This is a genomic window from Roseateles sp. P5_D6, assembly GCF_054049415.1.
Genome location: NZ_JBFUMK010000019.1, coordinates 1 through 12,056 on the forward strand (window position 1 = coordinate 1; position 12,056 = coordinate 12,056).

Genomic DNA, 12,056 nt, shown 5'->3' on the forward strand with positions numbered 1-12,056 from the left:
CGCATTTACTGTGGGCCGCGTACCGTTGGGCTTTGCCGTCATGTGCCAGCTCGCCTCGCCGCCCTCAGCCTTCTATGCAGTTTCTGTCCGTCGCCTCGCACCTCTTGCGCTCCGGCTTCCTTCAGACAAACCCTCGCGGGCCTGCCCTTGCCTTCGGCTCGTGGTTATCCTTGCTCACGATGAGTCCAAGTCGGTACTCCCACAGGGGACTTCCACCCCATAAGTTCGCGCCCATGCTGGGCGCACACCTGTCGCTAAAACGGACGCCACTGCGTGGCGCCGCTTACCTTCCACGTTAGACCTCAGATCCATCGATGAGAACATCCGACCTTTGTTACGCGATCTTCAGTGAGGCATGTGAGGAGAACTCTGCCTTCTATCGAAGGTTGATTGAGGAAGAATCGCTGGACGCAATCAAGGATCCACTTTGGAAAAGGATCGTTGCCTTGGCGCGGTCGCTTTCGGATCAAGACAAAGAAACGCTTTTGGCGTTTGCCAAGCAAGCGTCTGTTGATGCCGTTTCGACTGTGTGCGGCGGCATTGATGGGAGTACTTCTCTTGCAGGAAAGTTCCTCTCACTTTCCCTCGTCGATGAAGAGGGGCAGCAGCATGCGGGTGAGTTGCAAGAGGCGTTTCTCGGCGTTGCGCAGCATCGTGAGGTCTAACCATTCATTGCAGCGGACGGCTTTACCGCCCGCTGAACTCCAACGTTGAGCCGCATGGAAATCGGGCACCGTTTACTCCTTCGGACCACTTGCACGGTGCTGGTCGTCGTCCTGTTTGCCGCGGCCATGCACTCCATGCATCAGTCTGGCTGCGCGGCAGACCTGAAGACCGGCTCCACCGGTGACATCGCCGAAGCGCTGAGGCTTGAAAGCCACGCAACGGGCTACGGTTTGGCAAGCGGAACTTTGCTAGTGCTGCTAGTGGCCAGCTTCGCTCGCAGCGCTCTTGGTCGAGTCGGCGTAGCAGCGGCCTCAGGCCTGTTGTTCTACGCTGTCTTTCTCGCTGGAGCGTTTCAAGTTGCAGTGGCGGCTGCGAAGTCATGCCTGTAGCTGCACTATCGCTCGCAAGCATGCGGCCCAACCTGTCGCTGCAGCGGACGGCTTCGCCATCCGCTGAGTTTCGACGTTAGGCCGTCCAAACCGATGCGCTGGTCCGCCCTCAAAGCCGCTACTGAATCACTGCTCGCTCCCGCCGTCGCCGGGCGCGTGCAAGTTCACGTGACAAGGCATCACAAGCCGTCAAGCCGAGGTAGCGCCTGGTTTGTCGTCGACGGCATCGAGATCGCGCGCGCATGCGATTGGGTTTACACCCGCACTCGCTATTGGAAGCCAGAGCTTGTCGGCACCACCGATGGATCGTCTGGAGCACTGCCGTGGGGTACGGAGTCCGCGTGGGACGTGAAGCTTGCGTGCTGGGAACTGGTCCATGGCGGTGCGGTTGCTGCCCTCGAAAGTCCGAATGCAGCCCTTCGAGCGCTTGCCTTGCTTCACCGAAAGGTTGGGCGGGCCCAGGTTCTGAAAGCCGTGGCGAGTGCTCGATCACCCTTAGAAGAGGCGTTCGCCTCGTTCCGGGCGGAGGCCGAAGGCTGGCTTCCAGCGGCGGTGAAATCCACCGCCAACCCGGCTAACCATTCCTTGCAGCGGACGGCTACGCCGCCCGCTGAACTCTGACGTTGACGCTGTGCAATAACCCAACGACATGCGGTAAATCCGACTGTCACCGACGCAGGCGTGTCGGCACGATCGCAGTCATCACGCTGCAGCCGGATGAAGCCAATGCCACGCTACAAGCTCGTAGATCGCAGTCCCCGCTTTCTGCCTGTTGTGCTGGCCGAGCAGATTCAACCTGGCACCTTCGAGTTCGCGCTGGATCATCTGGTCGATCACGAGTTGGACCTGAGCGCGCTGGATGCCAAGTTCAGCAACGATGAAGTCGGCGCCAGCGCCTACGACCCGCGCGTGATGCTCAAGATCGTGCTGCTGGCGTACAGCCGAGGCCTGGTCTCCAGCCGCAGCATCGAGCATGCCTGCCTGCGCCATGTGCAGTTCATCGCCATCAGCGGCGACAGCCAGCCCAGCTACGCCCACATCGCCAAGTTCGTGCGCGAGTTGAAGGAGCAGATCCAGCCGCTGTTCACGCAGGTGCTGCTCACCTGCGACCGCATGGGCTTGATCGGGCGGCAGATGTTCGCCATCGACGGGGTCAAGCTGCCCAGCAATGCCAGCAAGGAGCGCAGCGGCACGCATGAGGAGCTCAAGCATCGGGCGCTGAGGCTGGACAAGGCGGCCGACAAGATCCTGGAACTCCATCAGGCGCAGGACGCCGGCGGCGACAGCGCGCAAGCGCTTGACGCCAAGCGCCAGGCTCGCATCGATGAACTGCGCCGTGAAGCCCAGGCGACGCGCGACTTCGTGGCCCGCAACGAGCCACGGCGCAACGACAAGGGCCAGGAGCTCAAGAGCAACGTGACCGACCCCGACAGCGCCAAGATGGCCACCGGCAAGGGCGTGATGCAGGGCTACGCCGCGCAGGCGGCGGTGGACAGCGAGAACCAGATCATCGTGGCCGCTGAGGTGACGGGATCGGGCTCAGAACAGCACATGCTGCTGCCCATGATCGAAGCGACGGCCGCGGTGCGCGCGCCCGACACCTTGATCACCGCAGACGCTGGCTACCACTCCAACGACAACGTCCAGGCCTTGTGCGAGGCCGCCATCCCGGCCCTCGTGGCCGACAACGCGATGCGCCAGCGCGACGAGCGCTTCGCCGAGCAGGCCAAGCACAAGGCGAAGGGCGAAGTGCTCGCTGACAAGCGAGCGCGAGGCGAAAGTCCCAATCCGAAGGTCAAGGGCTTCTTCGGCACAGGCGACTTCGTCTTCCACGGCGACAACACCTGCACATGCCCGGCGGGCTGCACGTTGCGAAGCAGTGGCGCGCTGTACAAGGTGGGGCTGTACCTGCGGCAGGACTTCAAGGCCAGCGCCAGCGATTGCATGAGCTGCGCGCAGCGCGCTCAATGCATCCGCAAGCCAGACGCCGCGCGCAGAACGGTGGCGCTGCACACCCGAATGCCTGACGATCCTCAAGACCCGCTGCATCGCATGCGCCAGGCCATCGACAGCCCCCGAGGTCGCCGGCTATACAGCCAGCGCATCGCCACCGTCGAGCCGGTGTTCGCCAACCTGCGCCACAACAAGCGGTTGAGCCGCTTCACGCTGCGCGGCAAGGACAAGGTCGGCACGCAGTGGCGGCTGTTCTGCCTGGTGCACAACATTGAGAAAATCGCCAACAGAGGCGAACGATCATGAGGAATGGGAAAGGTGCGCAACGCGAGCAAGGCGCCAGAAGCGCCACACAGGGCATTCACAAGGTCCAATCCAATCGGGCCGGCGGCTCGACGCATCAAACGATGAAGAATTCCTCAGCATCCACGGTGATCAGCCGCTCCGGGCATCGCAGAAATCGGGTTATTGCCCAGCCTCGTTAGGTCTCGAAATGCATCCAAACACATTTATCGAGCAGTTGTGGCGTGGCGTTGAAGCTGACGAAGTCTTCGTCGCAATGAGCTTCGCACCTCGATATGAAACTCGCTTCCATGACGTTTTCCGCCCCGCCATAGAGTCGATTCGATATCGGGGGAAACCACTCACTGCCAGGCGCGTGGACGAAAGCCAGTCGGGCGACTCTATCGTGACAGAGATAGTCCGCGGCATCTGCGAGTCCCGGCTAGTCCTCGCGGACGTGTCCGATCTTTCGGGTGCCGCAGATGCCTCCGAACCGGTTCGAAACGGCAACGTCATGTACGAACTTGGTCTTGCACACGCCGTAAAGAGCCCCGCCAAAGTTGTCATCGTCCGCGACGACTCCAAACGACTCCTCTTCGACGTATCCTCGATTCCTCACATCGCAATTGACTTTACTTCGACCGAAGCGGCACGAGGAACAGTAACTAGACTTCTGACAGACCGCCTGCGCGAATCCGAAACGATTGACGACTTCAAGCTTCGCGCGTTTGTCGATTCGATTTCCGACACAGAGTTGTCTGTCCTAGTACGACTCTTCAAGTCCACCCAGTCTGCTCCAATGGAGCTGACCATTGAAACCAAGTCGGGCAAAATTCTCCCACTTCCAATTCGCGATGCGTTCCACCGCTTGCGTGACGCGGGCCTCGTGAGAAGCCATGTGAGTTCCAATCCCGTGTCTATCCTTTATTCATTGACTGAACGAGGCCAACGCGCCTGCCTCACTCTGGGGCGCGCACTCCGAGATGCCAAACCCGAGACCTAACCCTTCTACGCATCAAACGATGAAGAGTTCCTCAGCATCCACGGTGATCAGCCGCTGCGGGCATCGCAGAAATCGGGTTATTGCCCAGCCTCGTTAGGTTGCTTCAATTCACTTCCAATACTTCAATGAACACTCGGTATTTCTTGCTTGCTGTTTCGTTGGCACTGACCGCATGCGCTGCGCCAAACATTTCGCGAGACTTTTCACTTGAAAAGTCTTCGTCCACCGGCGTCGCTACGGGCAGCATTACTTACGATGGCGGCTATGCCGCTTACCGCCTGCACGTGGAAAACAAGGTTAGCGGCCAGAAGTTCCTAATCGAGCACGGTAGTTCGCAAACTCTCAACCTCAGCCTTGCGTTCAAAGGCGAGGATCCCAATCGAGCACTTGGCAAGAAGGGCTCGCCTTTCGCCATTGAATTGCCAGCGGGAATTTACATTGTCAAATCCTGGCAAGTTAGCCAAGGTATGGCAAATGTTTGGTCCACGGCGCCTACCGGAATTGAGTTCGAGGTCAAGCCGCGTGAAGCCATTTATTTGGGCGGCTTCTATTTCCGTGAAACATCAAGGTTTGGTCGCGCGGTTACGGCCTCGACGGTGACGCTGTCCGATCAATCGGCCCGCGATCTGCCCGCAATCCGATCCGAGTTTTCTGCCTTGGCAACAGTTCCGCTAACGCAGTCGCTGTCTACCGGAGCAAAGCTTGAAAATATCGGTGGCGCAAGCGATGGCAAGATTAGCATTCCCATTTTCATTCCAGTCGTTCGTTGAGGCATCAAGCAACCTCTCAAGAAACACCCACCAAATAGTTGATCTGCAAAGAGGTTTCAGGCGGTCTGTGCCACGGGCACGATCTGCATGCCGAGTTGCTCAGCCCGCTGCCGCAGGTTCCTGAGCACCCGCTCCCGGTAGTGCTCCTCGAAGTAGTCCTGACCCGCATCGGTGACTCCTGGCCTTTGCTGAGCATCGCGTAGATCAACCGCGCCAGCTTGTGAGCTGCCGCCATCACCGCCTTGCCCTTGTCCATGCGCGCGCACAGCCGCCGGTAGTAGGCCCCGAGCGCCGACTGGCTGGAGCGCAGCCCGGTAGTTGGGGTGAGCGTCGCGAACCCCAACACGATCAGACCCACCGCATCAGGTTGGGGTTCAGTACCCACACCCGGTGATTGCCGCGACGGCACGCTGTGTGCTTGTGTGCCGGCATGGATCGAACTTCAACAGAACCGCCCGTTCACACCTGGCTTGACGACGGCCATGCACTAATAGCGGGCTCGTTGTTCGTCGCCTTGGGCCTCACCATGTTTGCACATGCCGGCCTGCTGACGGGAGGGGTCGCGGGAGTTGCCTTCCTCGCCAGCTACACCAGCGGCCTCAGTCTGGCGCTGTGCTTCTTCGCCTTCAGCCTGCCGTTCTTCCTGCTGTCCTGGCAGCGCCTCGGCAGAGAGTTCACGCTCAAAAGCCTCCTTGCCGTCTCGCTGGTTTCCGCCTGTACGGCGTTGGCACCCAGGGTGGTCCGCTTCGAGTTCCTGAACCCTTGGGTGGCCGCGGTACTTGGTGGCTTTCTCGTCGGATTCGGCCTCCTGGCCCTGCTTCGTCATCAGGCGAGCGTCGGCGGCGTCAATATCGTGGCGCAGTGGCTCCAGCAAACCAAGGGTCTGAGTGCAGGAAAGATTCAGATGTCGGTCGATGTCCTGGTTGTGCTTGCAGCGCTTTTCACCGTGCCGCCCGTTCGGGTTCTGCAGTCAGTCGTTGGCGCCGTGGCCATCGGCGCCATCCTCACACTGAACCACAAACCCGGCAGGTATCTGGGCGTGTAGACAGAGCGCCATCCCCGGCTTCACCGTGTCGACGTGCCCGACCGGGAAGCCGCCCACCACTGGGCCGCCAAGATCGCCGCCGCTTGCCGCTGCGCGCAGGACGTGCGCGAGTTCATGCCGCTGCCGCCGGAGGTGGCGGCCCGCCTGAGCAAGGCTTGAACGCGGGCGCCCCTCAGGGCGCCGCAATGCCGTCGATGCGGTCCAGCCGCGCGAGGATGCGGCCGTGCTGCTGGTTGCGCAGTTCCACCCAGCGGCCCGGCTCGATGCGCGTCACGGCGCCCGAGATCGCCTGCCCGTTCACATAGAGCGTGATGCCGCGCTTGTCCTGCAGCGCTGCGTTGAGCGCCTGCTCGATGCCTTGCTCGGCATCCGCCGCATGGGCCAGGCCCGAAGTGAAGGCGAAAGCGGCAACGAGTGCGGCAAGCACATGGCGAGCAGAGGATGCTTGGAAAGGTTGTGAAGGCATGACGGTCTCCTGGAACCAAGGCATCGCACTGTGCCTGCCGCCTGTCGCGCAGCGGTTTCAGGCCAGACGGGCGTTTGTTTCGTTTGTTCATGCGCCCACGACGGCCGTTGACGGCCGCGATGCCGGAGGGCCAGTCGCAATGCTGGACTGACGCTCGCATCCCCCCGCGGCAATCCTCAACCGAGAGGACACCGAGCCATTGCGCCGCCTTCTAGGGGTTGCTGGGCCACCAGGGCGGGCGGAGCCTCGCAGCGTCGACTGCAAAGGAGCCGCGATGACACTTGCCGCTTGGAGATGCCTGCTGGCCGCCGTGCTGGCGACTGCCCTGCATTCGGCGCGAGCCGACGTTGTCACGGACTGGAACGTCACGGCGCTCGGCCTCACGGCGTCCAGCACGCCGCAAATCGAGATGCGTGCCTTGGCTCTCACGCACGTCGCCATGTTCGACGCCGTCAACGCCATCACGCGCACGCACCAGGCCTACATGAGTCCCGCCCCCGCGGCGCCGGCCGGCGCATCGGCCGAGGCGGCGGCGGCATCGGCGGCACATGCAGTGCTGGCGTCGATCTACCCGCTGCAAAAGCCTGCACTCGACGCCGCATTGCAGGCCTCGCTTGCCAAGGTGCCCGATGGCGCCGGAAAGAGCGAGGGCAGCGCCCTGGGCCGCCAGGTCGCCGAGCAATGCATCGCCATGCGCAGCAGCGACGGCTGGAACGCCCGCGTCGTCTACACGCCAGCCACCGCCCGAGGCAGTTGGCAGCCGGCGCCGCCCTCGATGGGCGGCTTTGCCTCGATCCACTGGGCCGAGGTCAAGCCCTTCTTCCTCAAATCAGCGGCAGAGGTGACGGCGCCCGGCCCGTTGGCGATTGACAGCGTGCAATACGCCAAGGAACTCGACGAGGTGAGGCGCCTGGGCGGGCGCAACTCCACCGAGCGAACTGCCGACCAGACGGCGGCGGCCATCTTCACGCTGATAAACGGCGGCCAGATGTGGAACGCCGCCGCGCGCGCCGCGGCCAGCGCCAAGGGCACGTCGACGCCGGAGAACGCCCGGATCTTCGCCATCATCAACATGGCCGCGCTCGACGCCGTGATCGCCAGCTGGGAGGTCAAGCGCAAGATGGGCACCTGGCGCCCGGTGACGGCCATCCGCGCCGCTTCGAGCAATGCGGACCCGACCTGGGAGCCGTTGATCAACACGCCGCCGCACCCGGACTACCTCTCCGGCCATTCGGCGACGTCAGGCGCCTGGTCCAGGTCGCTCCAACTGCTGTTCGGCAACGACGGCGTGCCCTTCAGCGCCACCTTCAACAATGCGCTGACGCGTCATTTCAGCAGCTTCTCCCAGGCGGCGACGGAGATCGAGAATGCCCGGATCTGGGCAGGCATTCACACCCGCACGGCTGATGAGCACGCCACGGCTCTCGGCCGGAAGGTCGCGGAACTGGCCGTGCAGCGAGGAATGCAGAAGCTGCCGTGAAGCGATCCCCGCGGCTTGAATGAGCGCGATGAGCGCGCACTCGCTTGAGGCGATCAGCACTGTGACCAGGATCAGCGACCCGCGCCCGCCGCACGCGTGATCTGCACCTGCACCTCGCCCACGCCGGCGAACACATGCCGCGACTGCTGGCCGATGCGGATGTCGTGCACGCCGGTGATCATGCCGGTCGAGATGACGTCGCCGGCCCGCAGGATCTCGCCCTGCTGGGCACGCTTGTTCAGCGTGAAGGCCAGCGCGCCGAGAGGCCCTGGCTTGATGGCGACCTTGCCGGTGCCGACCGACTGGCCATCGATGAAGGTCTCCACATCGATGGTTTCCAGCTCGCGCCAGTTGGCGATCTCTGCACCGACGACGACGCCCCAGTTGTTGCCGAAGTCGGAGATGACGGCCCCCGGGCCGATGTCGTTCAGCGTCGCCAGCGGGCTGCTAGCGACTTCCACACCGATGTGCATGGACTTGACCAGCGGGGCGACGGTGTCGGCCGTCCAGTCGGCTTTGCCTGCCGGCGCATCGGCCGCGACGACGATGACGACTTCGGCCTCGACCGCCGCAAAGCCGCCTTCGAAGACCGGGCATTGCGCGGCAACACCTTGCGCCACGTGGTGGACGTTGGCGGCAAAGGCGGGCCCGATGAGGCGTTCTTCAGGGAACTGCGCTGCGAACGCCGGGTTCACACGGGCGACCTTCCAGCCCTTGACCGCATCGGGCCAGCGCGCGATGGCGGCGGCCTGGATGGCATAGGCCTCGGCCAGCGTCGCGGGCGGCGTGCCGGGGTAGGCTGCGATCGCAAGGCCGGCGGCGCGGGCGGCGGTGAAGGCTTCGGCGATTTGCTGGGTGGCGCTCATGAAGTTCTCTCTGTGCGCCGACCGGCGCGGTGATGCATGCGGTCGGCAATGTACCGCGCAAAACGAAACACGGTTTCACTTCTCGGGAAGCGGTCCTATCCCGCCTGCTCCGTGCGCACCGCGAACAGCGCCAGTTCCACGTCATTGCGCACGCCGATCTTCTCCAGCACCCGGGCGCGGTAGGTGGACACGGTGTTGGGCGAAAGCACCAGCTGTTCGGCGATCTCGCCCACACTGCGGCCGGCCGCCAGCAGCTTGAAGACCTGGTATTCGCGGTGCGACAGCAGTTCGTGCAGGGGCTGCGTCTCGTCCGCCTGGCGGGCGCCACCCGCGCCGATGGCGCCGGCCAGCTGCTCGGCCACGCTGGGCGTGATGAACAGCTTGCCGCGGGCGACGCTGCGCACGGCGTCGATCATCTGCTCGCTGTCCGCGCTCTTGTTCAGGTAACCGGCCGCGCCTAGCTTCAAGCTGCGCACGGCGTACTGGCGGTCCGGGTAGGTGGACAGCATGAGCACCGGCAGCTTCGGGAACTCGGATTTCAGCGCCTTCAGGATGTCCAGGCCGTCACGCTGGGGCATGGCGATGTCCAGCAGCACGACGTCGACCCCACCGATGCGCACCCGCTGGATGGCGTCGGGTCCGTTGGCGGCCTCGCTGACAACATGCAGATCCTCGGCTTCAGCCAGCACCTGCTTGATGCCCTGGCGGACGATGAGGTGGTCATCGCAGATCAACACACGGATCATGCTTGCTCCAGCGGCATCACCAACCGCACCGTGGTTCCGCGGCCGGGAAAACTCTCGATGCCCACCCGCCCGCCGAAATGCCCGGCCCGCTCACGCATGCCCAGCACGCCGTAGCTGCGCGCATCGTTGAGCGCCTCGGGCGCTGCGCCCACGCCATCGTCGCGCACCTGCAGGTAGAGCACCGGTCCCGGCGGCGCGTCCACGTCGAGGCGGATGGCGACGTGCCGCGCCCGTGCGTGCCGGGCGATGTTGGACAGCACCTCCTGGAAGATGCGGAACACGGCAATGGCCAAGCCCCCTTCCGGCGGAACCACGTCGGCGGCCACGTGCATCTTGAAGTCGACCTGGCGCTCGTCGCTGCCAGCCAGCTCGAACTCCTGGGCCTGCCACTCCAGCGCCGCCCACAGGCCCTGATGGTCCAGGATGCTGGGGCGCAGGTCCGTGATGATGCGGCCGACCGAGTCGACCGCCGTGTCCACCAGGCCGCCCATGCGCTGGCACTTGTCCACCATGGGCTCACGCTGCGCCGCATCGCCGACGCGGCGGGCCAGCCAGTCCAAGTCCATCTTCAGCGCGACGAGCAGCGAGCCGAGTTCGTCATGGATCTCGCGGGCGATGCGCTTGCGCTCGGTCTCGCGCACCGCCTCCAGGTGGTGGGCCAGCTCGCGCAGCTCGGCGGTGCGCCCGGCCACGCGCTGCTCCAACTCGTCGTGGCTGGCGCGCAGCAGCGCCTCGGCCTGGCGGCGCGCCGAGATGTCAACGAAGGTGACGACGGCGCCCTGCACCTCCCCGGCTTCGATGACGGGGTAGCTCGAATATTCGGCGGGGAAAGCGCTGCCGTCGGCCCGCCACAGCACCTCGTCGTCAATGCGGCAGGGCTCGCCACGGCGAAAGGCGTTGAAGATGGGGCAGTCGCACTCGGGGTAGTGGGCACCACTTTCTCGCGAGTGGTGGATCAGCTCATGCATGTTGCGGCCCAGCACCTGTTCCGTGCGCCAGCCCAGGGCCTCGCAGGCGGCACGGTTGACGAAGGTGCAGCAGCCGGCCATGTCGATGCCGAAGATGCCTTCACCCGTGCTTTCCAGCAGCAGCGAGGCGGTCGAGGGGTGGTCAAGGGCAAACGGCATGCTCATGAGATTAGCAAGCAGCGCGCCACTCAATGCCTTGGAACGAATAAGGAAATAAGAAAACTGTCCTTCCGCGAATAAGAGACTTTGGGCACCCTCTCGGCTTTCGTTCACCCGACGGCCCAGTCATGCCCCCTTTCCTGCCCACCCGCCGTGCCCTGGTCGCGCTGATTGCAGCCACGGCCGCCCTGCCCGCCCTGGCCTCGGACGCGACGCTGCTCAATGTCTCCTATGACGTGGCCCGTGAGCTCTACAAGCAGATCAACCCGGCCTTCGTTGCCGCGCAGAAGGCCAAGGGCCAGGCCGTGACCGTCAACCAGAGCCACGGCGGCTCCAGCAAGCAGATCGGTGCCGTCATCGGCGGCCTGGAGGCCGACGTCGTCACGATGAACCAGGCCACCGACGTCGACCAGCTCGCCAGCGCCGGGCTGACGCCGGCCGACTGGCGCAGCCGCTTCCCGAACAACGCGGCGCCCTATTCGTCGACGATGACCTTCCTCGTGCGCAAGGGCAACCCCAAGGGCATCAAGGACTGGAGCGACCTGGCCCGCCCCGGCGTGCAGGTCATCATCCCCAACCCCAAGGTCACCGGCAACGGCCGCTACAGCTATCTGGCCATCTGGGGCAGCGTCATCGCCACTGGCGGCAGCGAGGCCCAGGCCAAGGAGCTGGTGACCAAGGTGCTGACCAATGTGCCGGTACTGGACGGTGGCGGCCGTGGCGCAACGACGACCTTCACGCAGCGCGGCATCGGTGACGTGCTCGTCACTTTCGAGGCCGAGGTCGAACTGATCGAGAACGAGTTCGGCAAGGGCCAGTTCGAGCAGGTCAACCCCAGCATCTCCATCGAGACCGACGCGCCGGTGGCCATCGTCGACAAGGTCGCGGCCAAGAAAGGCAGCGCGGCACTGGCCAAGGCCTACCTCGACTTCCACTGGAGCCCGGAAGGCCAGGAAATCATCGCCAAGAACAACTTCCGCCCGCGCGACCCGGCCATCTTCAAGAAGCACGCACAACGCTTCGCCAACATCAAGCTGTTCACGGTGGACCAGACGCTGGGCGGCTGGGCCAAGGTCAGCAAGACGCACTTTGCCGACGGTGGCTCGTTCGACCAGGTGATGGCGGGGATCAAGCGTTGACATGGAGCCCCTCGCCCAGCCGCGCCGCACTGAACGCGGGCGTACCTGGTCGATCCCCCGAGGGGATGGCGATGCTTGCGGCATTGAGCCGCAAGCACATCGCCTAAGCGGGCCGGCTAGGGAG

At 64.0% G+C, this 12,056-nt stretch carries 14 protein-coding genes; 10 read left to right on the forward strand and 4 right to left on the reverse strand.

Features of this window, described 5'->3' with window-relative positions:
* Window positions 1-314 precede the first annotated feature (314 nt).
* From ACXJKM_RS22100 to ACXJKM_RS22135, 8 genes are all read left to right on the forward strand, one after another.
* A complete protein-coding gene (locus ACXJKM_RS22100) occupies window positions 315-665 on the forward strand; it encodes a hypothetical protein (RefSeq protein WP_457355168.1) in 351 nt (116 codons plus the stop codon).
* A gap of 96 nt (window positions 666-761) precedes the next feature.
* Entirely contained in the window at window positions 762-1,055 is a 294-nt protein-coding gene (locus ACXJKM_RS22105) for a hypothetical protein (RefSeq protein ID WP_457355169.1), read from the forward strand.
* Window positions 1,056-1,148: 93 nt separating this feature from the next.
* A complete protein-coding gene (locus ACXJKM_RS22110) occupies window positions 1,149-1,676 on the forward strand; it encodes a hypothetical protein (RefSeq protein ID WP_457355170.1) in 528 nt (175 codons plus the stop codon).
* A 105-nt stretch (window positions 1,677-1,781) separates the two neighbouring features.
* Entirely contained in the window at window positions 1,782-3,314 is a 1,533-nt protein-coding gene (locus tag ACXJKM_RS22115) for an IS1182 family transposase (RefSeq protein WP_457355171.1), read from the forward strand.
* A 187-nt stretch (window positions 3,315-3,501) separates the two neighbouring features.
* The gene (locus ACXJKM_RS22120) at window positions 3,502-4,293 is read left to right on the forward strand and encodes a hypothetical protein (RefSeq protein ID WP_457355172.1); all 792 of its coding nucleotides are present in this window, start codon (window positions 3,502-3,504) and stop codon (window positions 4,291-4,293) included.
* 125 nt (window positions 4,294-4,418) lie between these two features.
* The gene (locus tag ACXJKM_RS22125) at window positions 4,419-5,063 is read left to right on the forward strand and encodes a hypothetical protein (RefSeq protein WP_457355173.1); all 645 of its coding nucleotides are present in this window, start codon (window positions 4,419-4,421) and stop codon (window positions 5,061-5,063) included.
* A 430-nt stretch (window positions 5,064-5,493) separates the two neighbouring features.
* Window positions 5,494-6,108, forward strand: a complete 615-nt coding sequence (locus tag ACXJKM_RS22130; protein ID WP_056197583.1) for a YitT family protein — start codon at window positions 5,494-5,496, stop codon at window positions 6,106-6,108.
* Window positions 6,109-6,141: 33 nt separating this feature from the next.
* Window positions 6,142-6,267 carry a hypothetical protein gene (locus ACXJKM_RS22135; RefSeq protein WP_457355174.1) on the forward strand — a complete coding sequence of 42 codons (126 nt, stop codon included), beginning with the start codon at window positions 6,142-6,144 and terminating at the stop codon, window positions 6,265-6,267.
* Window positions 6,268-6,280: 13 nt separating this feature from the next.
* Here the strand turns inward: ACXJKM_RS22135 and ACXJKM_RS22140 are convergent, their stop codons facing one another.
* Window positions 6,281-6,574 carry a hypothetical protein gene (locus tag ACXJKM_RS22140; protein ID WP_457355175.1) on the reverse strand — a complete coding sequence of 98 codons (294 nt, stop codon included), beginning with the start codon at window positions 6,572-6,574 and terminating at the stop codon, window positions 6,281-6,283.
* Window positions 6,575-6,848: 274 nt separating this feature from the next.
* On the opposite strand from ACXJKM_RS22140, the gene ACXJKM_RS22145 reads away from it, so the two are divergent.
* Window positions 6,849-8,054, forward strand: a complete 1,206-nt coding sequence (locus tag ACXJKM_RS22145; protein WP_457355176.1) for a vanadium-dependent haloperoxidase — start codon at window positions 6,849-6,851, stop codon at window positions 8,052-8,054.
* 71 nt (window positions 8,055-8,125) lie between these two features.
* Here the strand turns inward: ACXJKM_RS22145 and ACXJKM_RS22150 are convergent, their stop codons facing one another.
* The 3 genes from ACXJKM_RS22150 to ACXJKM_RS22160 form a co-directional block, all read right to left on the reverse strand.
* Window positions 8,126-8,920, reverse strand: a complete 795-nt coding sequence (locus ACXJKM_RS22150; protein WP_056197589.1) for a hypothetical protein — start codon at window positions 8,918-8,920, stop codon at window positions 8,126-8,128.
* Window positions 8,921-9,015: 95 nt separating this feature from the next.
* Entirely contained in the window at window positions 9,016-9,666 is a 651-nt protein-coding gene (locus tag ACXJKM_RS22155; protein WP_457355177.1) for a response regulator, read from the reverse strand.
* Entirely contained in the window at window positions 9,663-10,793 is a 1,131-nt protein-coding gene (locus ACXJKM_RS22160) for a PAS domain S-box protein (protein ID WP_457355178.1), read from the reverse strand. Before ACXJKM_RS22160 ends, ACXJKM_RS22155 begins: the two co-directional genes overlap by 4 nt.
* Before the next feature lie 128 nt (window positions 10,794-10,921).
* On the opposite strand from ACXJKM_RS22160, the gene ACXJKM_RS22165 reads away from it, so the two are divergent.
* The gene (locus ACXJKM_RS22165) at window positions 10,922-11,932 is read left to right on the forward strand and encodes a sulfate ABC transporter substrate-binding protein (protein WP_457324453.1); all 1,011 of its coding nucleotides are present in this window, start codon (window positions 10,922-10,924) and stop codon (window positions 11,930-11,932) included.
* Window positions 11,933-12,056: the final 124 nt, after the last annotated feature.

What these genes read in the sequence shown, in the direction of transcription:
- ACXJKM_RS22100 (WP_457355168.1), top strand. Translation starts at nt 315, where the DNA reads ATGAGAACATCCGACCTTTGTTACGCGATCTTCAGTGAGGCATGTGAG.
- ACXJKM_RS22110 (WP_457355170.1), top strand. Translation starts at nt 1,149, where the DNA reads ATGCGCTGGTCCGCCCTCAAAGCCGCTACTGAATCACTGCTCGCTCCC.
- ACXJKM_RS22115 (WP_457355171.1), top strand. Translation starts at nt 1,782, where the DNA reads ATGCCACGCTACAAGCTCGTAGATCGCAGTCCCCGCTTTCTGCCTGTT.
- ACXJKM_RS22120 (WP_457355172.1), top strand. Translation starts at nt 3,502, where the DNA reads ATGCATCCAAACACATTTATCGAGCAGTTGTGGCGTGGCGTTGAAGCT.
- ACXJKM_RS22125 (WP_457355173.1), top strand. Translation starts at nt 4,419, where the DNA reads ATGAACACTCGGTATTTCTTGCTTGCTGTTTCGTTGGCACTGACCGCA.
- ACXJKM_RS22130 (WP_056197583.1), top strand. Translation starts at nt 5,494, where the DNA reads ATGGATCGAACTTCAACAGAACCGCCCGTTCACACCTGGCTTGACGAC.
- ACXJKM_RS22140 (WP_457355175.1), bottom strand. Translation starts at nt 6,574, where the DNA reads ATGCCTTCACAACCTTTCCAAGCATCCTCTGCTCGCCATGTGCTTGCC.
- ACXJKM_RS22145 (WP_457355176.1), top strand. Translation starts at nt 6,849, where the DNA reads ATGACACTTGCCGCTTGGAGATGCCTGCTGGCCGCCGTGCTGGCGACT.
- ACXJKM_RS22150 (WP_056197589.1), bottom strand. Translation starts at nt 8,920, where the DNA reads ATGAGCGCCACCCAGCAAATCGCCGAAGCCTTCACCGCCGCCCGCGCC.
- ACXJKM_RS22155 (WP_457355177.1), bottom strand. Translation starts at nt 9,666, where the DNA reads ATGATCCGTGTGTTGATCTGCGATGACCACCTCATCGTCCGCCAGGGC.
- ACXJKM_RS22160 (WP_457355178.1), bottom strand. Translation starts at nt 10,793, where the DNA reads ATGCCGTTTGCCCTTGACCACCCCTCGACCGCCTCGCTGCTGCTGGAA.
- ACXJKM_RS22165 (WP_457324453.1), top strand. Translation starts at nt 10,922, where the DNA reads ATGCCCCCTTTCCTGCCCACCCGCCGTGCCCTGGTCGCGCTGATTGCA.